At 68.8% G+C, this 21,210-nt stretch carries 24 protein-coding genes and 1 pseudogene; 8 read left to right on the forward strand and 17 right to left on the reverse strand.

Translation table 11 applies throughout. The features are described 5' to 3' along the window. Both RJ05_RS30925 and RJ05_RS16030 read right to left on the reverse strand, forming a co-directional pair. Positions 1 to 105, reverse strand: a pseudogene (locus RJ05_RS30925) (tRNA (adenosine(37)-N6)-dimethylallyltransferase MiaA); the annotation flags it as partial. Then, positions 102 to 860, reverse strand: a complete 759-nt coding sequence (locus tag RJ05_RS16030; protein WP_036538094.1) for a class III extradiol ring-cleavage dioxygenase family protein — start codon at positions 858 to 860, stop codon at positions 102 to 104. The gene RJ05_RS16030 and the pseudogene RJ05_RS30925, both read right to left, overlap by 4 nt. A gap of 265 nt (positions 861 to 1,125) precedes the next feature. On the opposite strand from RJ05_RS16030, the gene RJ05_RS16035 reads away from it, so the two are divergent. Further along, positions 1,126 to 2,499, forward strand: a complete 1,374-nt coding sequence (locus tag RJ05_RS16035) for a DUF349 domain-containing protein (protein WP_036538096.1) — start codon at positions 1,126 to 1,128, stop codon at positions 2,497 to 2,499. Between the two features lie 193 nt (positions 2,500 to 2,692). On the opposite strand, the gene RJ05_RS16040 is transcribed toward RJ05_RS16035, so the two are convergent. Together RJ05_RS16040 and miaB are read right to left on the reverse strand one after the other, a co-directional pair. Then, positions 2,693 to 3,421 (reverse strand): Rv2732c family membrane protein, encoded by a 729-nt coding sequence (locus RJ05_RS16040; RefSeq protein ID WP_249040432.1) that lies wholly within the window; start codon positions 3,419 to 3,421, stop codon positions 2,693 to 2,695. Next, complete coding sequence (gene miaB / locus RJ05_RS16045) at positions 3,409 to 4,968, reverse strand: tRNA (N6-isopentenyl adenosine(37)-C2)-methylthiotransferase MiaB (RefSeq protein ID WP_036538097.1); 1,560 nt, start codon at positions 4,966 to 4,968, stop codon at positions 3,409 to 3,411. The genes RJ05_RS16040 and miaB overlap by 13 nt, the downstream gene beginning before the upstream one ends. A 305-nt stretch (positions 4,969 to 5,273) precedes the next feature. On the opposite strand from miaB, the gene RJ05_RS16050 reads away from it, so the two are divergent. The 4 genes from RJ05_RS16050 to RJ05_RS16065 all read left to right on the forward strand — a co-directional run bounded on the left by RJ05_RS16050 (position 5,274) and on the right by RJ05_RS16065 (position 8,579). Then, positions 5,274 to 6,002: an amino acid ABC transporter ATP-binding protein gene (locus tag RJ05_RS16050; protein ID WP_081597354.1), complete on the forward strand. Its 729-nt coding sequence runs from the start codon at positions 5,274 to 5,276 to the stop codon at positions 6,000 to 6,002. A 60-nt stretch (positions 6,003 to 6,062) separates the two neighbouring features. Beyond that, positions 6,063 to 6,902: a glutamate ABC transporter substrate-binding protein gene (locus RJ05_RS16055; protein WP_036538100.1), complete on the forward strand. Its 840-nt coding sequence runs from the start codon at positions 6,063 to 6,065 to the stop codon at positions 6,900 to 6,902. A gap of 100 nt (positions 6,903 to 7,002) precedes the next feature. Next, positions 7,003 to 7,683, forward strand: a complete 681-nt coding sequence (locus tag RJ05_RS16060; protein WP_014351936.1) for an amino acid ABC transporter permease — start codon at positions 7,003 to 7,005, stop codon at positions 7,681 to 7,683. Beyond that, entirely contained in the window at positions 7,680 to 8,579 is a 900-nt protein-coding gene (locus tag RJ05_RS16065; RefSeq protein ID WP_036538102.1) for an amino acid ABC transporter permease, read from the forward strand. Before RJ05_RS16060 ends, RJ05_RS16065 begins: the two co-directional genes overlap by 4 nt. 129 nt (positions 8,580 to 8,708) lie before the next feature. Here RJ05_RS16065 and recX read toward each other — a convergent pair whose 3' ends face one another. From recX to RJ05_RS16090, 5 genes are all read right to left on the reverse strand, one after another. Further along, positions 8,709 to 9,428 carry a recombination regulator RecX gene (gene recX, locus RJ05_RS16070; RefSeq protein ID WP_081597355.1) on the reverse strand — a complete coding sequence of 240 codons (720 nt, stop codon included), beginning with the start codon at positions 9,426 to 9,428 and terminating at the stop codon, positions 8,709 to 8,711. Between the two features lie 385 nt (positions 9,429 to 9,813). Continuing rightward, entirely contained in the window at positions 9,814 to 10,851 is a 1,038-nt protein-coding gene (gene recA / locus RJ05_RS16075; RefSeq protein WP_036538104.1) for a recombinase RecA, read from the reverse strand. A 131-nt stretch (positions 10,852 to 10,982) separates the two neighbouring features. Next, complete coding sequence (locus RJ05_RS16080) at positions 10,983 to 11,432, reverse strand: nuclear transport factor 2 family protein (RefSeq protein ID WP_036538106.1); 450 nt, start codon at positions 11,430 to 11,432, stop codon at positions 10,983 to 10,985. 25 nt (positions 11,433 to 11,457) lie between these two features. Beyond that, entirely contained in the window at positions 11,458 to 12,315 is an 858-nt protein-coding gene (locus RJ05_RS16085) for a pyridoxamine 5'-phosphate oxidase family protein (protein WP_036538132.1), read from the reverse strand. A 68-nt stretch (positions 12,316 to 12,383) separates the two neighbouring features. After that, entirely contained in the window at positions 12,384 to 12,836 is a 453-nt protein-coding gene (locus tag RJ05_RS16090; protein WP_036538108.1) for a VOC family protein, read from the reverse strand. A 154-nt stretch (positions 12,837 to 12,990) separates the two neighbouring features. Here RJ05_RS16090 and RJ05_RS16095 point away from each other — a divergent pair, with 154 nt between their 5' ends. Then, on the forward strand, positions 12,991 to 13,509 hold the full coding sequence (locus tag RJ05_RS16095) for a CGNR zinc finger domain-containing protein (RefSeq protein ID WP_036538111.1): 519 nt from the start codon (positions 12,991 to 12,993) through the stop codon (positions 13,507 to 13,509). A gap of 21 nt (positions 13,510 to 13,530) precedes the next feature. Here the strand turns inward: RJ05_RS16095 and RJ05_RS16100 are convergent, their stop codons facing one another. The 5 genes from RJ05_RS16100 to RJ05_RS31630 form a co-directional block, all read right to left on the reverse strand. Further along, positions 13,531 to 14,262, reverse strand: coding sequence for an aminoglycoside 3'-phosphotransferase (locus RJ05_RS16100; RefSeq protein ID WP_036538113.1), 732 nt, complete (start codon positions 14,260 to 14,262; stop codon positions 13,531 to 13,533). Beyond that, on the reverse strand, positions 14,259 to 14,453 hold the full coding sequence (locus tag RJ05_RS16105; protein WP_036538114.1) for a DUF3046 domain-containing protein: 195 nt from the start codon (positions 14,451 to 14,453) through the stop codon (positions 14,259 to 14,261). The genes RJ05_RS16100 and RJ05_RS16105 overlap by 4 nt, the downstream gene beginning before the upstream one ends. 32 nt (positions 14,454 to 14,485) lie before the next feature. Next, entirely contained in the window at positions 14,486 to 15,643 is a 1,158-nt protein-coding gene (locus tag RJ05_RS16110) for a glycosyltransferase (protein ID WP_036538115.1), read from the reverse strand. A gap of 47 nt (positions 15,644 to 15,690) precedes the next feature. Next, positions 15,691 to 16,401 (reverse strand): PIG-L deacetylase family protein, encoded by a 711-nt coding sequence (locus RJ05_RS16115; protein ID WP_036538116.1) that lies wholly within the window; start codon positions 16,399 to 16,401, stop codon positions 15,691 to 15,693. Positions 16,402 to 16,490: 89 nt separating this feature from the next. After that, positions 16,491 to 16,664: a hypothetical protein gene (locus tag RJ05_RS31630; protein ID WP_036538118.1), complete on the reverse strand. Its 174-nt coding sequence runs from the start codon at positions 16,662 to 16,664 to the stop codon at positions 16,491 to 16,493. Between the two features lie 180 nt (positions 16,665 to 16,844). Between RJ05_RS31630 and RJ05_RS16125 the strand changes: the two genes are divergently transcribed. Continuing rightward, positions 16,845 to 17,372: an OsmC family protein gene (locus RJ05_RS16125; protein WP_036538119.1), complete on the forward strand. Its 528-nt coding sequence runs from the start codon at positions 16,845 to 16,847 to the stop codon at positions 17,370 to 17,372. 4 nt (positions 17,373 to 17,376) lie between these two features. On the opposite strand, the gene RJ05_RS16130 is transcribed toward RJ05_RS16125, so the two are convergent. Then, positions 17,377 to 18,048 (reverse strand): TetR/AcrR family transcriptional regulator, encoded by a 672-nt coding sequence (locus tag RJ05_RS16130; RefSeq protein ID WP_036538121.1) that lies wholly within the window; start codon positions 18,046 to 18,048, stop codon positions 17,377 to 17,379. Between the two features lie 138 nt (positions 18,049 to 18,186). Between RJ05_RS16130 and RJ05_RS16135 the strand changes: the two genes are divergently transcribed. Further along, positions 18,187 to 19,332 carry an acyl-CoA dehydrogenase family protein gene (locus RJ05_RS16135; RefSeq protein WP_036538124.1) on the forward strand — a complete coding sequence of 382 codons (1,146 nt, stop codon included), beginning with the start codon at positions 18,187 to 18,189 and terminating at the stop codon, positions 19,330 to 19,332. Positions 19,333 to 19,403: 71 nt separating this feature from the next. Here the strand turns inward: RJ05_RS16135 and pspM are convergent, their stop codons facing one another. Beyond that, a complete protein-coding gene (gene pspM / locus RJ05_RS16140) occupies positions 19,404 to 20,276 on the reverse strand; it encodes a phage shock envelope stress response protein PspM (RefSeq protein WP_051016625.1) in 873 nt (290 codons plus the stop codon). Positions 20,277 to 20,398: 122 nt separating this feature from the next. Beyond that, positions 20,399 to 21,210, reverse strand: an 812-nt coding sequence (locus RJ05_RS16145) for a PspA/IM30 family protein (protein WP_036538134.1), incomplete at its 5' end; no start/stop codon positions are given.

Genomic DNA, 21,210 nt, shown 5'->3' on the forward strand with positions numbered 1-21,210 from the left:
ATTGACGATTTCGCCGTGGAGGCGTTCGGCCAGGTCGAGCGCGAGATCGGATTTGCCGGTGGCGGTCGGGCCGACCACGGCGATCGGGGTTGGCGATGCCGTCACCGCTGTTCTGCTCCGTTGCCCTGGCGCCACATGCTCACCTGGTAGCCGACGCCGAAGGGGGCGTCCTGGTAGCGGGTATCCACGATGGGCGCAGCCGGGTCGGCACCGAACAGTCCGGCCAGCACCTGAAAGGCGGCCCTGCCGCGCATGCCGACCTCGGCGCATTCGAGCGGATCCAGGGCGAGCAGCCGGTCACGATCGCCGGCGCTCAGCGCGTTGTCCAGCGCGGCCTGCCGGTCCGCGGCGCGCGGATCGAAGTACCCGGGCGCCGAGGTCGACAGCGTGCTGGCTCCGTCGGCGACCACCAGCACACCCTGCGGCCGCGGGTCGGCGTCCAGTTCCGCGCGCAATTTCGCACCCAATTCCGCGCACTCCCCCGCGGGAGTGCCTGCGTCGACGATCCAGGCCTGCGCGAGTGCGTGTGGTGCGGCCTGTTCCCGCAACCAGGCGGCGATGAGCACCGGCAACGGCAGATCCGGGTCGGCGTCGCCATCGCCCGCCGCTTCGGTGCCGCCGAGGCCGACCGCCAGATCGACGCCGAAACCGCGGAATGTGCCGACCGTTTCCGGCCCGGCCACCCGGTCACCGGCACCCACACCCACCACTGTCCAGTACGGGGCCACCGCCGCCAGCTCGGCCGCGACATTCAGCGCCGCCGCACGCACCTCGTCGACCGCCGCGCCCGCACCGAGACCACCACAGAGCTCGGGAACCAGGATCGGCGGCGAGGGAACCAGGGCCGCAAGACAGAACACGCCGTCAACGGTAGCCGCCCGCGACGACGGCCCAGCGCCCTGCCAGTCCCGGTGCGCCACCATGGGTTCGAGTGTCTCTGCCGGAAACCGGGCCACAATTGCTAGTGTTCGAAGTACTCCAACCCAGGTCATCGCGGGTCGGGGTCCGTGGCGCCACACCGCGGTGCATGCTCGATCGATGTGGTTTCCAGGGCTCGGACCGGGTTCAATGGGATGAGCTAGGGCGTAACCAGGCAGCCGTGACGCGCGGCAGGGACGAGGAGCAATGACCGACAGCAACGGAACCGCGAAACCCGGCCCCGGCACCACCCCGCGACCATCCGGAATGCCGAAACCCGGCGGCTCTCCCCACACCAAACCACACGCGGTCAAACCGGCGCCCGGCGCCTCGCACGAGCACCCGCATCCCGTCATCGTCCCCACGGTGACCGATCCCAGCGAATGGGGCCGCGTCGACGACGACGGCACCGCCTGGGTCAAGACCGCCGACGGCGAACGCGTCGTCGGGTCCTGGCAGGCGGGCGATGCCGCCGAGGGCCTCGCCCACTTCGGCCGCCGCTTCGATGATCTGGCCACCGAGGTCGCGCTGCTGGAAGCCCGGCTGGCCGCGGGCGCCGATGCCCGCAAGACGAAGGCCGCGGCGCTGGCGATCGCCGAATCGTTGCCGACGGCTGCCGTCATCGGCGATATCGACGGGCTGGCGCGCCGGTTGCAGGCCATCGCCGAGCACTCCGAGGAAGCGGCCGCGCATGCCAAGGAGGAAAAGGAGCGCGCCAAGCACGAGCACACCGAGCGCAAGGAGGCGCTCGCCGCCGAGGCCGAGCGCATCGCCGCCGAATCCACCCAGTGGAAGGCGGCGGGTGATCGGCTGCGCGAGATCCTCGAGGAGTGGAAATCCATCCGCGGGGTCGATCGCAAGGTCGACGACGCGCTCTGGAAGCGGTACTCGAAGGCTCGGGAGGCGTTCAACCGCCGTCGCGGCGCCCACTTCGCCGAACTCGACCGCGAACGCGCCGCCGCCAAGACCCGCAAGGAAGAGCTCTGCGCCCGGGCCGAGGAACTGTCCGGGTCCACCGATTGGGCAGGCACCGCCGCCGTGTTCCGGGATCTGCTGGCCGAATGGAAGGCCGCGGGCCGCGCGCCACGCGAGGCCGACGAAGCGTTGTGGCGTCGGTTCAAGAGCGCCCAGGACGTGTTCTTCGCCGCGCGCAACGCCGCCGCCTCCGAACGCGATGCGGAATTCGAGCAGAACGCCGCCGCCAAGGAGGAGCTGCTGGCCGCCTACGCCCACATCGATCCCGCACACGGGCTCGACAACGCGCGCGCCGCGCTGCGCGAACTGCAGGACAAGTGGGACGCCATCGGCAAGGTGCCGCGTGAGCGGATGCAGGAGCTGGAAGGCAAGCTGCGCGCCATCGAGAAGCGGGTGCGCGAGGCCGCCGACGCGCAGTGGCGGCGCACCGACCCCGAGGCCATGGCGCGGGCCGCGCAGTTCCGCGAACGCGTGGCGCAGTTCGAAGAGCAGGCCGCCAAGGCCACGGCCGCCGGGAAGACCCGTGACGCGGAAAAGGCGCTCGAGCAGGCCAAACAGTGGCGCGAATGGGCCGAAGCGGCCGAGGGTGCGGTCAGCAACCGCTGACCGTCGAGAAATCCGACAGGGCGCACCCGCCCCAGAGCCGGGTGCGCCTTCTCGTTGAAGGCTTGCCGACCGTATCCAGTACGCAGCGTCGGCCGGCTTGGCGACGCTGATCAGTCGCTCGGTGCCGAGTATCAGGCCGGAGTAACGGGTGGCCTCGGCACGCTGCGCTTCTCAGCAGTCGGGCACGCAGCGCTCAGGAGTCCTCGCCCTGCAACCGGCGGCGCTCCCGCTCCTCCTCGGCGGCGGCGGCGATCCGGCGCTGCTCCTCCGCAGCCAGTTGCACCGCCGTCCGGCTCCACACCACGCGCACCCAGTGGAAGGTCAGCACGACCGCGGCGATGGTGCCGATCACCAGGCCGATACCGGGGCCTGCGCCGATGTAGTTGTTGAGGCCGGGAGTCTGCCGGTGCCAGATCGAGAACACGCCGAACGCGCTGGCGATCGCCGAACCGGCGACCGCGATCCAGGCCAGCACCCAGCGACGGGTCATCAGTGCAAGCAGCGAGAAGCCGATACCGAACACCACGACGAACCAGACGAAGATCCGCGAGGGCAGCCCGATGTGCTCGGTCGAGGCGACATCGGAGCCGAGCAACACATCGAACCCGCGCGCCGCGCCCGCATGCGAGAGCACCAGCGACACCAGCAGGGCGAACACCGCGACGGCGACCACCATGGCGCGCACCCCCGGATCGATCTCGCCGGCGATGCGGCGCTCGACGGCGTCGAGATCGTCGCGGAACTGTTCGAATTCGTCAGTCTGCTCGACCGAGCTCACGGGATCCTCGTTTCCTTCGGCTGCGTCATCGGGTTCGGGGGTCTGATCGGCGGCACCATCCCCGGGGTTGTCCGGGCCGTTCCCGGCCTTGTGGGAGCGGTCCGCGTCGTCGGGATCGCGAGGGGCCTCGCTCATGTCCCGCATCCGGTGGCGCAGCCTGCGGCCGCGACCGGTTCGGGCGCGGGGGCGCCGATGCGCGGCAGGCCGAGGCCGACGCCGATGGGTTCGGTCTTGGGGGTGGTGCCGCGTTCGTGCGCGTCGCCGGCGCGAGTGCGGCGGTGGGTGCGCAGCGGCGCGTCGGCGATCAGATGGTGCGGGGCGGCGCCGGTGATGTCGACGGTGACGATGTCGCCGGGCCGGATGGGCTCGGCGGATTCGGGCCGGAAATGCACCAGCCGTCCGTCACGTGCCCGTCCGCTCATCCGCGCGGTGGCCGCGTTCTTCTTGCCCGCGCCCTCGGCGACCAGCAACTCCACTTCGGTACCGATCAGCGCGCGGTTGGCATCGAGGGAGATCTCTTCCTGCAGTGCGATCAGCCGGTCGTAGCGCTCCTGCACGACCTGCTTGGGCAGCTGATCGGGCATGTCGGCGGCCGGGGTACCGGGCCGCTTGGAGTACTGGAAGGTGAACGCGCTGGTGAACCGTGCCTGCCGGACCACCTCGAGGGTCTGCTCGAAATCTTCCTCGGTCTCGCCGGGGAAGCCGACGATGATGTCGGTGGTGATGGCGGCATGCGGCATCGCGGCGCGCACCTTCTCGATGATGCCGAGGAAGCGAGCCTGCCGGTAGGACCGGCGCATCGCCTTGAGTATCCGGTCCGAACCCGATTGCAGCGGCATGTGCAGTTGCGGGCAGACGTTCGGGGTCTGCGCCATCGCCTCGATGACGTCGTCGGTGAACTCGGCCGGATGCGGGGAGGTGAACCGCACCCGCTCCAGGCCCTCGATGCCGCCGCAGGCGCGCAGCAGTTTGGCGAACGCGCCGCGATCGCGCGGCTGCTCCGGGTCGGCGAACGAGGCGCCGTAGGAGTTGACGTTCTGGCCGAGCAGCGTCACCTCGAGCACACCCTGATCGACCAGCGCCTGCACTTCGGCGAGCACGTCACCGGGACGGCGGTCGACCTCTTTGCCGCGCAGCGACGGCACGATGCAGAAGGTGCAGGTGTTGTTGCAGCCGACCGAGATCGACACCCAGCCCGCATAGGCCGATTCCCGCTTGGCCGGCAGCGTCGACGGGAACGCCTCGAGCGACTCCAGGATCTCCACCTGCGCCTCGTCGTTGTGCCTGGCGCGTTCCAGCAGCACCGGCAGCGACCCGATGTTGTGTGTGCCGAACACCACATCCACCCAGGGCGCCTTGCGTACAACGGTGTCGCGGTCCTTCTGCGCGAGGCAGCCGCCGACCGCGATCTGCATGCCAGGGCGCCCGGCCTTGATCGGCGCGAGATGGCCAAGGGTGCCGTAGAGCTTGTTGTCGGCGTTCTCGCGCACCGCGCAGGTGTTGAACACCACCAGGTCGGCCGTCTCGCCGGCGGCCGCCCGCACATAACCCGCATCTTCGAGCAGACCGGACAAGCGCTCGGAATCGTGCACGTTCATCTGGCAGCCGAAGGTGCGGACCTCGTAACTGCGTGCGTCCGTCCGCGCCGGGACCGGGGCGGGATGCGCTACTGCCTGTCCGATCGAATCCACCCGTCCAGGGTACGGGCTCGGTCGCGGCCGGTTGCCGCCGCATCCATCCCCGCCCGGCCATCGTGCCGCAGGTCACCGGGTGCGCGCCGGACCGCGCCGAGACCTGCGGGCCGGGGTTCGCGCGGTGACCGCACCGGCTGACCGCCAGGTTACGGCGACATGTCGATTCGGCGTGGCGACTCGGTGTGTCACGGAAAGCCGGGCAAATCCCGGATTTCCGCTTAAGGTCATGGACCATGACCGACGCCACCGACGCGCCCGGAACGACCGGGGCCGCCGACAGCGGGGACGCCACCGCGCCACCGATGATCTCGATGCGCAACGTCAACAAGCACTTCGGTGCTCTGCACGTGTTGCGTGATATCAACCTCGAGGTGCCCAAAGGGCAGGTCGTGATCGTGCTCGGGCCTTCGGGGTCCGGCAAATCGACGCTGTGCCGCACCATCAATCGGCTCGAGCCGATCGATACCGGCGACATCAGCGTCGACGGAATCCCGCTGCCCGCCGAGGGGCGCGGGCTGGCCGCGCTGCGCGCCGACGTGGGCATGGTCTTCCAGTCGTTCAACCTGTTCGCGCACAAGACGATCCTGGAAAACGTCATGCTGGCGCCGATCAAGGTGCGCAAGCTGAAGAAGGACGAGGCTCGCACCAAGGCGATGGCACTGCTCGAACGCGTCGGCATCGCCAACCAGGCCGACAAGTACCCGGCCCAGCTCTCCGGCGGCCAGCAGCAGCGCGTGGCCATCGCGCGCGCACTGGCGATGAGCCCCAAGGTGATGCTGTTCGACGAGCCGACCTCCGCGCTCGACCCCGAGATGGTCAACGAGGTCCTCGACGTCATGGTCTCGCTCGCCAAAGAGGGCATGACCATGCTGGTGGTCACCCACGAGATGGGCTTCGCCCGCAAGGCGGGCCACCGAGTGCTGTTCATGGCCGACGGTCAAGTGGTCGAAGACGCGACGCCGGAAACGTTCTTCACCACACCGAAGTCCGACCGGGCCAAGGACTTCCTCGGCAAGATCCTCAGCCACTGAACGCTGCACCGCCCACCGACCACGGCCATCGAAAACCAGAATGAGGGAAGAAGGAAATCGATGAGGATCAACCGTGCGCTCCGTCTCGGAGTCGGGGCCATCGCCCTGGCCCTGGCCGCCGCCACCACCGCGGGCTGCGGTAGCGGAGACGACAAGACCGCTCTCGACCACGCCAAGGAAGGCAAGCTGACCATCGGCATCAAGTTCGACCAGCCGGGTCTGGGCCAGCGCAACACCGACGGCACCTACAGCGGCTTCGATGTCGAGGTGGCCCGCTTCGTCGCGGCCAAGCTCGGCGTGCAGCCCGACGGCATCACCTTCAAGGAAGCTCCGTCGGCGCAGCGCGAAACGCTGATCGAGAACGGCCAGGTGGACTTCATCGTCGCCACCTACTCCATCACCGACCAGCGCAAGGAGAAGGTCGATTTCGCCGGGCCGTACTACGTCGCGGGCCAGAGTCTGCTGGTGAACGCCGACAACACCGACATCACCGGCCCGGAGACCATCGCGGGTAAGACGGTCTGCTCGGTCAAGGGCTCCACCCCGGCGCAGAACATCGAGAAGAACTTCCCCGACACCCAGCTGCAGACCTATGACACCTACTCGTTGTGCCTCGAGGGTCTCAACAGCGGCGCGGTCGACGCGATGACCACCGACGACATCATCCTCGCCGGTTACGCCGCGCAGACGCCGGGCCGCTACAAGCTGGTCGGCAAGCCGTTCACCACCGAGAATTACGGCATCGGGCTCAAGAAGGGCGATCAGGAGAGCCGCGACAAGATCAACGACGCCATCGAGGCGATGATCACCGAGGGCGCCTGGGACAAGGCCTTCCAGGATTCGGTCGGGCGCGCCGCGAACTACCCGACTCCGCCGGCTCCGCAGGTGGACCGGTACTGATCCGATGATCGACCGCGGTGGGCGCCGATGATGCGCCCACCGCGCGGTCATCCGATCGCCGACCCTGCCCTCACCTCATGATCGGAGGCGCGCACCCACCGTGTTCGATTTGATCTCTGAGTACGATTCCCAACTGCTCGACGCGTTCTGGGTCACCATCAAGCTGACCGTGCTGTCCGCGATCGGCGCGCTGGTGCTCGGCACCATCGTGGCCGCCATGCGGGTCTCGCCGGTCCCGGTGGCGCGCTGGGTCGGCACCGTCTACGTCACCGTCTTCCGCAACACACCGCTGACGCTGATCCTGGTGTTCTGCTCGCTTGGCCTGTATTCGACGCTGCGCGTCAAACTGGCCGCCGACGGACCGAACTCGCTGGCCGAGAACAACTTCCGGTGGGCGGTCGTCGGCCTGAGCGTCTACACCGCGGCGTTCGTCTGCGAGTCGCTGCGCGCGGGCATCAACACTGTGCCGCTCGGCCAGTCCGAGGCCGGGCGTTCGCTGGGCCTGGGCTTCTTGCAGAACCTGCGGCTGATCGTGTTGCCGCAGGCGTTCCGCTCGGTGATCGCCCCGCTGGGCAGCGTGCTGATCGCGTTGACCAAGAACTCGACCGTTGCCTCCGCCATCGGCGTGGCCGAGGCCTCGTTCCTGATGGCGAAGATGCTCGACACCGAGGCGGCACTGCTGTCGATCGGCGCGATCTTCGCCCTCGGCTTCGTGGTCCTGACGCTGCCGACGGGTCTGCTGTTCGGTTACATCGCCAAACGATTCGAGGTGGCCCGATGAGCCGGGAACCGTCGGTTCTGTTCGATGCGCCCGGTCCCGTGGCGCGGGTGCGCAACGTCATCTATTCGTTGATCGTGCTCGCCGTGGTGATCGCGGCGGGCTGGTTCGTCTACCGCGGCTTCGACAGTCAGGGCCAGTTCGACGCCGAGAAGTGGAAGCCGTTCCTGGAAGCCGACGTCTGGACGACGTATCTGCTGCCCGGTCTGCGCGGCACGATCGTGGCCGCGGTGCTGTCGATCGTGTTCGCGATGGTGCTCGGCATGATCTTCGGCATCGCCCGGCTCTCCGATCACCGCCCGGTGCGGTGGGTGGCCGGTGCGATCGTCGAGATCGCCCGCGCGATTCCGGTGCTGATCCTGATGATCTTCCTGTTCGCGCTCTACTCCGAGTACAACGTCTTCGAGTCGGAGTATCTGGCGCTCGGCGCGGTGGTCACGGCGCTGACCATCTACAACGGTTCGGTCATCGCCGAGATCGTGCGAGCGGGCATCCGCTCGCTGCCCAAGGGGCAGACCGAAGCCGCCGCGGCGCTGGGTATGCGTAAGGGCCAGTTGATGCGGTTGATCCTGCTGCCGCAGGCCATCACCGCCATGCTGCCCGCGCTGATCTCGCAGATGGTCGTGGCGTTGAAGGACTCCGCACTGGGTTACGTCATCACCTACGAAGAGGTGGTCCGCAACGGTTTGCAACTGGGCGCCGCCGATTCCAACACCATCCCGGCGCTGATCGTGGTCGCGATCATCATGATCGTGCTGAACATGACACTGTCGCAGGTCGCGACCTGGCTGGAGCGGCGTCTGCGCGCCGGCCGCCGCAAGGGTGGCGGCGCGGTGGTAGCCGCCGATTCCGTCGTCACCGATGGGGCGCCCGGCGTGGATATCACCAAGGCACCGTAGTCGCGGCGTGTTTCGGCGCGCAGATCACTGGTTCACGATCTGCGCGCCGTTCGCGTTTTCGGGTAGGCCACCAGCAGGAAATCCAGGTGCGTCCGGCTCGACGTGCGGGCCGTGGGCATGAACCAGGTGCTACTCGTGCGGCGCTTCCGGGTCGACATCCGAACCGCCCGCGGCGAGTTCGGCTTTGACGACGGCGTAGGCGGTGGCGGAGTTGTAGCCGCGGCGGGCGAGCATGCCGACGAGACGGCGGATCGCTTTGTCGCGGTCGAGGTTCGCGGGCATGGTGCGCAGTTTGCGACGGACGAGTTCGGTGGCGCGCTCGTGTTCGTCGTCGGTGGTGACGGCGGCGAGTGCGGGTGCTGCGTCGTCCTGGGAGACGCCCTTGCGGCGCAGTTCCTGGGCGAGGGCTTGGCGCCCCTTCCCGGAATAGGTGTGCCGGGACTGCACCCACTGCTGGGCGAACGCGGCGTCGTCGATGAGCCCGACCTCGGCGAGCCGGTCGAGGGCCTGCTCGCTCACCGCGGCCGGGTATCCCTTGGCGGCCAGGCGTTGCGCGAGTTCGGCGCGGCTGCGAGCACAGACGGCGAGCAACCGCAGGCATGCGTCCTTCGCCTGCTCGACGGTGCCGCCCGGTTCTGCACCCGTCGGCCCGGATCCGCTGTCGACGCTCGACCCGGCACGGGTGCCCCTGGCGGATCGTTTCCGCTTCGGCGCGGAGAGTTCCTGCGAGTTGCCGGCGGGTGGTGCCCAGGGCCTTTCACCGTTCGCCGGGTGTCGATGGCCGCGATCGCCCGGTCCACCATGGTCGGCACCCGCGCCAGGCTGATCCGACGGTCCGTCCTGAGCCATCGGCACGTCGTCGTCATCTGGTGCGAACCGCAAGTGTTCTGTGCCACGCCTGCGTCGGCGGCCGGCCGCACGAAAGCCATCTTCCCCGGTGTCGGAAAGGTAGCGTTCATCGCTCGATCGCCGATTGCGACCACCACGGGTCCCGGGGAACTCGGTCGAACGTGTCCGCTGCGGATCGGACGCGTCCGACCGAGTTCCTCGTGCGTTCGCCTCGGCCGAACCACCATCGGACGGGCGAACCGGTGCCGGCTGCCGGCCTTCGGGCCGCGAGCCGGTGGATTCGGGGACCTCGACGCCGAGGCGCGCCAACTGCTGCCGCATCGCTGCGACGGGATCAGTGGGCACGCCACCCGCATCGGATGCGGGGCGCCGGGCCGGCCTCGGGTCAGAAATCGGCGGGGACCTCTTCGCTCGCCGTCACGTCGGCGCCGATGCCCAGCTTCTCCTTGATCTTCTTCTCGATCTCGTCGCGGACGTCGGTGTTGTCCAGCAGGAACTTGCGGGCGTTCTCCTTGCCCTGGCCCAGCTGATCACCTTCGTAGGTGTACCAGGAGCCGGACTTGCGGATGAAGCCCTGTTCGACGCCCATGTCGATGAGCGAGCCCTCCTTGGAGATGCCGTGGCCGTAGAGGATGTCGAACTCGGCCTGCTTGAACGGCGGCGAGACCTTGTTCTTGACGACCTTGACCCGGGTGCGGTTGCCGACCGCGTCGCTGCCGTCCTTGAGGGTCTCGATACGGCGCACGTCCAGGCGCACCGACGCGTAGAACTTCAGCGCCTTACCACCGGTGGTGGTCTCCGGCGAGCCGAACATGACGCCGATCTTCTCGCGCAGCTGGTTGATGAAGATGGCGGTGGTGCCGGAGTTGTTGAGTGCGCTGGTCATCTTGCGCAGCGCCTGGCTCATCAGCCGGGCCTGCAGGCCGACATGGCTGTCGCCCATTTCGCCCTCGATCTCGGCGCGCGGCACCAGGGCGGCCACGGAGTCGATGACGATGATGTCGATGGCGCCGGAGCGCACCAGCATGTCGGCGATCTCCAGGGCCTGCTCACCGGTGTCGGGCTGGGAGACCAGCAGCGCATCGGTATCGACCCCGAGCTTGCGGGCGTAGTCCGGGTCGAGCGCGTGCTCGGCGTCGATGAACGCCGCGACGCCACCCGCGGCCTGGGCGTTGGCCACCGCATGCAGGGCGACGGTGGTCTTACCCGAGGATTCCGGGCCGTAGATCTCCACCACGCGCCCGCGCGGCAGACCGCCGATGCCCAAGGCCACATCCAGCGCGATCGAGCCGGTCGGGATCACCGACACGGGCTGGCGGGCCTCCTCGCCGAGCCGCATCACCGCGCCCTTGCCGAAGCTCTTCTCCACCTGAGCCAGGGCGAGCTCGAGCGCCTTGTCGCGGTCGTACGCCTGTGGTGCCATGTCCTGATCCCCTTTTCGACGGGTGAGTCTCGTTCTGTGGTTGGCGCCCACATTAGAGGGCGGCACCGACAAGTTCTGGCGACAAGATTAGCCGAACAGGTGTTCGAGTCAAGCGACGCGCCCGACGGCGGCTACCACTGTGGCAGCGGTGTCCGGTCCCCGGCCCGGCGCGGCCCGAAGATGCGCCGCTCCGACGCGTCGATGCGGACATCGTTGATGCTCGCCTCACGGCGCGCCATCAGCCCGTCCGGGGCGAATTCCCACTGCTCGTTGCCGTAGCTGCGCCACCACCGGCGCTGTTCGTCATGCCATTCGTACTGGAACCGCACGGCGATCCGATTCCCGTCGAAGGCCCACAGTTCTTTGCGCAGCGCGTACCCGTTCTCGGTCGCCCACTTGCGGGTCAGGAAGTCGACGATGGCCGCACGGCCGGCGAAGTGTTCGTCCCGGTTGCGCCAGACAGAGTCCGGCGTGTAGGCGGCCGCGACGCGCTCGGGGTCGCGGGTATTCCAGGCGTCCTCGGCGGCGCGAACCTTCGCCTCGGCGGTGCTGCGATCGAACGGGGGCAGTGGGGGTCGCATGGACTATTCCTTTCATGGAGCCGGATCAGGGATTGACGGGTGAGAGTTCGGCAGGACCCCAGCGCAGCGGACCCGCCGCCGAGGTGTCGACGACCGCGGTGACGGTGAATTCGATCGAGCACTGGGCACCGGCGGCGAATGCCGTTTCCTCCCATATCAATTCCGCGGTGCCGGTGAGCTGGAGACTGCCGCCGGTGGTCCAGTCCGGGACGAGGATGCCGCAGCGGGGGTTCACCGCGATATTGCCCAGGGTCATGAACATCGAGTTGCCGCGATAGTCGGGCCAGCGCAGCCGGTCGGGTGCGAGCACCTCCAGGAATCCGGGATTGCCGCCGCGATGGGAGGCGTCGGCATGGCCGTCGGTGTCGGCGGTGGCGAGGAAGAACGTATCGGCGCCGGTGAGGGCGGCGCGTTGTCGCTCATCCAATGCGACACTGCGGCGCGGCTCGGTCCGCGCGTGTGGGTCGAAGGAGCGAATTTCTCTGCGCGAGATGTATTTCGGGCAGTTCGAATACACCTGGTCGGTGACGATGCGCAGGCCCGCGCGCTCGGGTGTCGCGGTGCCGTTGACGCGCATACGCCTGCGTCGCTGGGGTTGCAGCGCGATCAAGCCGACCCCGGTCTCCCGCGCGCTCGCCTCGTGCAGCGGGTCGCCGGGCGCGGGCCGCGCGTCGACCAGCACCGCGTCCGGCCCGGCCGCGCGCAGGAACCCGGGCGGCCCGGACAGCTGGCTAGCCCACATCCGGCCTTCGGCGTCGGCGGCGCCGAGCACCACCATCGACTGCTCGGCCAGGAAGTTCGCGGCGACCGCCGGGATGTCGCGGCGGATCATCCGGCCGACCCGGCCGGCGATGTCGGCCTGACCCATCCGCTGTTGCACCATGCGCTCTCCGGCGTGGAATGGCGTATTCACGAGTATCTGCCTCGGTCCGAACAGTCGATGGCCGCGGGTCAGAAGAAGCCGCAGGTGGGTGCGGCCCCGCTCGGTGCGGGCTCGGCCTCCGCGCCGCTGGGCGCGTAGACCTCGAGGCGGATACCGTCCGGGTCGGTGAAGAAGATGCCGCCCGACCCGACGCCTTCGCCATGGGCCACCACCCCGTCGTAGGCGAAGTCCACCGCCAGCTCCCGCAGTGTCGCCTCGATGGTGCGGACCTGCTCGATGGTGTCGACCTGGAACGAGAGATGGTGCAGCCCGGGGCTGGAGGTGGCGAAGGTGCCCTCGCTCTGCTGCCACAGCGTCAGCACCATGGTGCCGCCGGTGCCGAGGAAGGCCCACTTCCGGCTGTCGTCGGCGCTGGCAGCGAGTTGCTGGAAGCCGAGCGCGCGACGGTAGAAGTCGATCGATCGGGTCAGATCGGAGACGTTGAGCCCGATGTGGCCGGTGGCGAGCTGCGGTGTGGTCATTGTTCCTCCTCGGGAATGGTCAAACTGTCATAATGCGTTTGACTGGTTAGAACCTAGAGACAGGTGCGCACTCCTGTCAACCGCCTAGGAGAAGTTAAGTGGTTATAAGGAGGTGGTTGTCACGTCCGATCACCGTGAGCCGTTACCCTCAGGCATGCTCGATCCACGCCCTCACCTCGGTGAACCGCTGGCCCTGGATCTGTTGAACACCCGGTGGATAAGCGGCGACGGACCGCAGGACCTGCTCGTCGATGTCGCCGGCCTGCGGATCTGGCTGGAGACCAACGGCTTGGCCGACCGCTGCGACGCCGGCACCGCGACGCTGGAAGCTCTCCTGACCGCCCGCACCGCCATCTACGACGCCGTCCGCCACGGCCGCCGAGACGCGCTCAACGACGTCCTCGACCACGGCCGCATCCGCCGCTCACTCACCGGCGACGGACCCGTGGACACCCCCGACGTCACCGATCCGGCATGGTTGCCGGCGTGGCTGGCCGCCGACAACCTGCTGAGCCTGCTGGCCACGGCCCCCGACCGCGTCCGCCAGTGCGCCCACCCCGACTGCGTGCTGTTCTTCTACGACACCTCCAAGAACGGCACCCGCCGCTGGCACTCCATGGCCACCTGCGGCAACCGCACCAAGGCCGCACGCCACTACGCCAAGAAGAGCTGAACACCCCGAAAGCGGCCCGGCTCAGAACAGTTCGTCGAGCAGGCGGTAGTAGTCGAGCTTGCGCTGATCCGGTTCACCGAGCCCGTAGGCGGCGAAGAACTCCCTGACCTCGCCGGCGCCGAAGTCCTCGCGCAGATCCCGCGCGGCCAGCGCGAGATCACGGTAGCGGTCGGCCACCCCGAGCGCACCGACGTCGATCAGGATGCCGCCCTCGAGCACGTTCGCCGGAGTGAAATCACCATGCGCGACAACCAGATCCTCGTCCGCCGGCTGCTCGTCGACCAACCGCCGAAGCACCTGCTCGGGCGTCAACGGGTTGTCGTCGTCGAAATCGTCCGCATCCACCAACCCCTCGAGCACCCGCCTGCGAGCCTTCGGCAGCATCACCTCGAGCCGCCCATCGAACGGGCATCCGGCGACCGGCTCCCCGTGCAACCCCCGCAGCACCTCCCCCAGCACAGCGCCGACTTGCCCGCTCCCCCGCGCCAGACTCGGCACCCCCAAATCCGCCAGCACCAGCACGTCCTGGTCGAACGCCGCCACCTCGGGTACAGCAACGCCGCGCCCGGCCAGCCAACGCAACCGTTCGTACTCCGCAATGGCCTCCGGGCCCCGTTTGACCCAATACCCGCCGGCGAAGACGACACCGCCGCTCATTCCCTCGTGCTCATCCGACCAGCTCGGTGATTCGCCGAGGAGAGCCGCGACGGCCGGCGGCAGCGGCGCATCCCAGCCGGGGGGTGCGGTGCTCACCAGCGGGAGCGGGGGACGTCGAATTCGGCGCAGAGGGCGCGCCAGACGTCGCGGGGGTCTACGCCGGCTTCGATGGCGGCGGCGCCGGTGCGGCCGCCGAGGGAGGGGATGACGTGGTCGGTGAGGAGGGTGTCACCGCGGGCCACACCGAACTCGGTGTGCAACAGCTCCTGGAATTCGGTCAATCGCACTGTGTCGAAGATACCCGCGTCGAGCCGCCGCGTCAGCGGGCGGTGGCGAACACCGTGTGGCAGAGCTCGACCGGATCGGCCACCACCGACGAGCCCGTGGCGGCCTCGGCCGCGGCTGCGGCGAAACCGGGTTCGGCGAGTATTCGCAGCACCGCCTCGCGCACGGCGTCGGCGGTGAGGGGGCGAACCAGCAGCGAACTTCCCTGGCGTGCCGCACGATTGGCGAGCTCCCATTGGTCGCCGCCGCCGGGCACGGTCACCACCGGCACACCGGCCGTCAGCGATTTCGCGAGCAGTCCGTGCCCGCCACCACCGATGACGACCGAGGCCTGTCGCAGCAGGACGTCCTGGCGGCCGAGCCCGGCGGTAGCCCAGGGCGGCAGGTCGGCGGGTGGCTCGTCCAGCATCGACACCGCCACCCGCACCCCCGTGCCGTCCAGCCCGGCCAGCACGGTCTCGACCATCCCGGCCACACCGGTGTGCGCGGTGGACGGCGCCACCATGACCAGCGGACCGTCACCCGGCGGAGGTTCCAGGACGGCGTCGGTCGGCTCCCACAGCAGCGGCCCGATCAGGTGCGCGGTCTCCGGCCAATCGGGTCGAGGCACCTCCAGCGCGGGCAGGGTCGCGATCAACCGGGCGATCGGTCCCGGATCCTGCCCCGGCAGCCCGACACTTTCCCGTGCGCGCGCACGCTGGCGCCGCCCTTGTTCGATGGCGCGGGCAGTCATGGCGCGCAGCAACCCGTCACGCAGCCGGCCGCGCAACCCCATGCCGGGAGCGAGCCCACTACCGATGGGCGGCAACGCCTTCGAGGGCAGGTACAGCGGATGCGGTGACAGTTCCACCCATGGCACGCCGAGCCGTTCGGCCGCCATGCCGCCGCCCGCGGTCAGCACATCGGAGACCACCAGTTCCGGCAGCATCGCGCCCAGCTCGGGCAGGATCTCGGTCGAAATGTGCGCGGCGCGTTCGTGGATGCGCTGCCCGGCGTCGCGGTCGTCATCGATCTCGCGCGGCGCCAGCCCCTTGAGTCTGCGCACCCCGATGCCGGCCGCGCGGGCGGCATCGAACCAGCGCGGCCCGGTGAACAGCACCGGCTCGTCACCGGCGGCGGCGAAGCGCAGGCACAGCGCGATAGCGGGGAACGCGTGGCCCGGGTCCGGGCCTGCGACGACGGCTACTCGCATCCGCCCAGCCTGCCACACCGCTCATCGGCGCCGACGGCGCACGGTGCTCAGCCGCGGAAGTGGAACAGCTCGAACCCCACGGCACGCTCGGCGGGGAATCCGTCGATACGTCCGGTGGTCATGTCGAGAACGGCCCGCACCTGATCGGCGACGGGTTCATCGCTCAACGCCTCCAGGTAGCGGCGGTGCTCGGCCAGTGAGGCTTCGGCCTTGCCGATGGTGTCGGTGACGTCGACCGCGTGGGTGACCTTCGGCCCGACCACTGCCGCCCACCGCGGCGTCCACGGTTCGAGCTCGGCCAGTTCACGGAAAATCCATTCGTTGCCCGCATCCGAGACCGCGTCCAGCGCCGCCCGTCCGACGGCGCGGTGATCGGCGCTGTTGACGTAACCGGGCGCCCACACATCGCCGAAGTTGAACAGCACCACCATCTCCGGGCGGTGCCGCCGGATCGCGGCGGCCAGATCGCGCCGCAGAGCCAGGCTCTCCTCGACCCGTCCATCGGGGTAGCCGAGGAACTCGACCTCGCTGACACCCACCACGGCGGCCGAGGCGATCTCCTCGCCTTCGCGCAGCGGCCCGGCATCCGCCGGCGGCATCCCGGCGATCCCGGCCTCGCCCGAGGTGGCCAGGACGTAGCGAATGTCCTTGCCCTGACCGGTCCATCGCGCGACAGCGGCGGCGGCGCCGTATTCGATGTCGTCGGGATGCGCGACGATCACCAAGCCGCGCTGCCAGTCCTCCGGTAGCTGCTCCATACCCGCCATTCAAACACGGTTGCCGAACGACAACGGGCCGTGTGTCATCCGCATCGGGAAGACACACGGCCCGTTCGGCGTGCGATGGGTCAGAGTTTGCTCACGGTGTTGTTGTCCGAACCCGACACCGCCTTGTACAGCAGGTAGAGGCCGAACACCACGGCGCTGATCACCAGGATCGGAAACAGGCCCTTGATCAACGCACCGATGACGGCCAGTGCGATCCAGACAACGGCGACCACGCCGATGATCTTCCACAGCATTTCGTGCCTCCCAGCAATTCGTCGTCCTGTCGAGCATGACACCGGCCGGACGATAAATCACCAGGTGAGAGCCGATATCGGGGTGAAGTTCAGGGTTCACCCCTAGCCGCGGATCACCCGTCGGAATCATCGCGAGCCCAACCCTGGCCCGACGTCCGGCACACCCTTACCGTCGCGGGCATGACTACTTCCCCGGCGCCCACGGGCACCGCCCTCAACGACATCGCCGCTGCCACCGCCGCCGCGGTGACAGCGGATTCGGGCAACGCGCAGGTGGTGTTCCGCGCGTCGGCCGTTCCGCGGGGCCGGGTCGCGAGCTCGATCACGGCGCGTTCGCACACTCTGGTGGTCGATGAGCCGCCGACTCTCGGCGGAGACGATGCGGCGGCCAATCCGGTGGAGGTGTATCTGGCCGCGCTGCTGTCGTGCCAGGTGGTGACCTATCGATTCTGGGCCCAGCGGCTCGGCATCACCGTCGACGAGCTGTCCTTGACCGCCGAGGGTGATCTGGATGTCCGCGGCTTCTTCGGACTGGACGAATCGGTGCGCCCGGGTTTCCAGCAGGTCCGGGTGCGAGTGCGGGTGCGCGGTCCGGAAACCGATGAGCGTTACGCCGAACTCCAGCAGGCGGTGGAGGCGCACTGCCCGGTGCTGGATCTGACCACCGCCGCTACCCCCGTGCACTCGACCTTGGAGATCACGCGCTGAGCGTTCAGCTCCGCTCCAGCGGCGAGTTCGGGTCCAGGACCACGCCCACCGTGCGCAGATGGTGGTCGATCAGCAGCCAGGCCTGAGTGGTGAGCAGCTCCACCAGCTCCTCGCGTGAGGTGTCGCGGTAGGACAGCCACCACTGCACCGTGGCGTCGATGAGGCCGAGCAGCGCGACGACGAGCCGGTCGGCGGCCACGGGGTCGGCGTCGAATCGCGGGATGTAGCGGACCGCGGCCGCGGAGATCTCGGCGGCGAACGCGCTGCCGCCGATGCGCGGCATGTCCTTGCCCCGGTAGTAGTTGCGCCCGAGCAGGAACCGGTACAGGTTCGGATGTTCGCCGGCCCAGCCGACATGCGCCACGATCGGGGCGCGGATGGCGTCGAGCGGGGTGCCGTCGACCACGAGCGCCGCGCGGATCCGCTCGGTGATCTCCAGGTGCGCGCGCTTGGCCACTGCCCAGTCCAGCTCCGCCTTGCTGGCGAAGTGGCGATAGAAGTGGGTGCGGTTGAGGCCGGCGCGGTCGGCGATCTGCCCGGTCAGCGCGTCGGGGCCGTGTTCGGCGATCGCAGCGATGGCGGCGTCGACGATCGCGGCACGCCGTTCGTCGCGCGCCGAGGAATCCGTGCCCGAACGGCGGGTTTCGGCGGTGTCGGTCCATCGCTGTCGTTCCACGTCGCGCCACGCTATCGCAGGTCGGGGCCGTCTTGATGACGGTGGGGCTTGTCACACCGGCCGGTGTGGGACACACTGTACCCGTTATTCCCGGTAACGAATACCGTCCCGGGGCCGCTCAACGGGAGGACACACCCGATGACCACCTACCGGTCGTGTTGGATGAACGAGGACCTCGACGCGCTGCGCGAGCTCGCGCGGGCCTTCTTCGAGAAGGAAGTCGCGCCCAACGTCGACAAGTACATCGAGCAGCACCACGTCGACCGTGACCTGTGGAACAAGGCCGGTGAGCTCGGACTGTTGTGCCTGTCCATCCCGGAGGAATACGGCGGTGGCGGCGGCACCTTCGCCCACGAAGCCGTGCTGATCGAGGAGCAGGCCCGCGTGGTGGACACCGCGTGGGGGCAGAGCCTGCACAACGGCATCGTCGCGCACTACCTGCTGGCCTACGGCACCGAGGAGCAGAAGCAGCAGTGGCTGCCGAAGATGGCCAGCGGTGAGGTCGTCGGCGCGATCGCGATGACCGAGCCCGGCACCGGATCGGATCTGCAGAACGTCAAGACCAAGGCGATCCGCGACGGCGACGAGTACATCGTCAACGGGTCGAAGACCTTCATCACCAACGGCGCGCAGGCCGACCTGATCATCGTGGTGGTCAAGACCGACACCAGCCAGGGTGCCTCCGGCATCAGCCTGGTGCTGGTCGAGGCCGATCGGCCCGGTTTCCGGCGCGGGCGGGTGCTGGACAAGATCGGTCAGAAGGGCCAGGACACCTCGGAGCTGTTCTTCGAGGACGTGCGCATCCCGGTGAGCAACCTGCTCGGCACCGCCGAGGGCCAGGGTTTCATCCAGTTGATGCAGCAGCTGCCGCAGGAACGGCTGATCATCGCCGTCGGTTCGGTGGCCGGCATGGAGGTCGCGCTCGAGCACACCCTGCGCTACACCAAGGAGCGCGAGGCGTTCGGCCGCTCGGTGTTCGGTTTCCAGAACACCAAGTTCAAGCTGGCCGAGGTCGCCACCGAAGCCAAGATCGCCCGCGTGTTCACCGACGACTGCATCGCCAAGCACATCGCGGGCGAGCTCGACATCCCGACGGTCGCGATGGCCAAGTGGTGGACCACCGAGCGTGCCATGTCGGTGGCCAGCGAATGCTTGCAGTTGCACGGCGGCTACGGCTACATGACCGAATATCCGATCTCGCGCATGTGGGTCGACAACCGCGTGCAGATGATCTACGCGGGCACCAACGAGATCATGAAGGAAATCATCGCCCGCTCGCTATGAGCAGATCAGCGACGGTGGGGCGCCGGGCAGCGACTCCCGGCGCCCTACCGCTTTTCGCTGGGCGAGGACTGTCAGCGCCCGTGCGGAGGCAGTGGGGCGGGTGCCTGCTTGTCGGCGATCTCGGTGAGGGCTTGCGCCCAGCCGTCGAGGCGGTCGGCGGCGTGCTGGAGTTCTGCGACGATGCCGTTGAACTGGTAGGCGACGACGGTGCTCTCGGGCACGGCGAGTACGCGGCCCGCGGCGGCGACGAGCTGTTCGTATTCGGCGACACCGGATTCCAGCCGCCGAACCGCCGCAGCCACATTCGCGGTGAGCGAGGAGCCCGCCTGCGGATTGGCGCGCCCGACGGTGGCCGCGGCGCGTTCCATGGCCACGATGTCGGCGGCCAGCGCGTGCAGTGCGGCCGCGCCGGAGCGTGCGGTATCGAGCAGGTCGTCGAGTTCGTCGGCCGGAAGCCGCCGCGACCGCGCGATCTGCGCACCGAGATCGTGCATGGCTCGCTCGGCTCGGACCAACGCGACGATCGGAGCCCGCGCCGCCGAGCGCACTCCCGGCGCCTTACGTGCGATGAAAGCCGCCTGCGGCAACGGCTTTCCGCGCAGCCGCAGGTAGCGCCGCGCGCTGAGCGCGGTACCCGTCACCAGGGCCACCGCACCGCCACCGACGATGACCACGGCCCAGGCGGGAGCCGAAATGATCACCAGACCAACGGTTCCCACCGTGGTGAGACCGGAGACGGTACCCAGTTGCATGCTGCGTCTGCGGGCGCGGCGACGTTTGCGTAGTTCGCGTTCGCGCGGATCGGCCCAGCGCCGCACTGCCACGAGTGCGTGCTCACCCACATCGCGCAAGGTGTCGGGCAGGTTGGCCTGCCCCGTTCCGAAGGCCGGTGATCCGAAGATGTTCATGCCGTCGACGCGGCCGCGGGAACCGTTGCGGCTCATGTCAATCCTTCCGCCGACACCACCACGACCGCCCCGCCGGGCGGCCGGTATCCGGGGCGGGTGCGGGCGCCGATCGGTCTACCGGACGCCCGCACACTCGCCACCATCGTTGTTCCTCGCCGCTACTGCTGCGCGGTCTGACCCTTGTTCATCTGCGGTTGCGGCTGCGCCGGATCGGCCTGCGCCTGCGCCGGGTTGATCGCCGGTGCGGCGCCGCCGGAGGGCAGCGCATCCCCGCGCATCGAGGCGCGGATCTGCTCGAGCTTGCTGTGGCCCGCCATCTGGATGCTGGCCTGCTGCACCTCGAGCATGCGGCCCTGCACCGAGTTCTGCGCCAGTTCGGCCGAGCCGAGCGCGGTGGCGTAGCGGCGTTCGATCTTCTCGCGCACCGCGTCCAGGCTCGGGGTGGAGCCGGGGGCCGACAGGGTGGAGTCCATCTGCTGCAGCGAGGCGCTGACCTGCTCCTGCATCTTGGCCTGCTCGAGCTGGCTGAGCAGCTTGGTGCGCTCGGCGACCTTCTGCTGCAGCAGCATGGCGTTCTGCTCGACGGCCTTCTTGGCCTGTGCGGCGGCCTGCAACGACTGATCGTGGAGCACCTTCAGGTCTTCCACCGACTGCTCGGCGGTGACCAGCTGCGCGGCGAAGGCCTCGGCCGCGTTGGTGTACTGGATCGCCTTCTCGGTATCGCCCGCGGCGGTCGCCTGATCGGCCAGCGTGACGGCCTGACGGGCGTTGGCGTTGAGCTTCTCGACCTCGTCGAGCTGACGGTTCAGCTTCATCTCCAGCTGGCGCTGGTTGCCGATGACCGACGCGGCCTGCTGCGAGAGGGCCTGATGCTGGCGTTGTGCTTCCTCGATAGCCTGCTGAATCTGGACCTTCGGATCCGCGTGCTCTTCGATCTTGGAGTCGAAGAGGGCCATCATGTATTTCCAGG

Origin of the sequence: Nocardia cyriacigeorgica NBRC 100375 (assembly GCF_000308555.1) — a bacterium.
In the GTDB taxonomy this organism is placed as follows: domain Bacteria; phylum Actinomycetota; class Actinomycetes; order Mycobacteriales; family Mycobacteriaceae; genus Nocardia; species Nocardia cyriacigeorgica.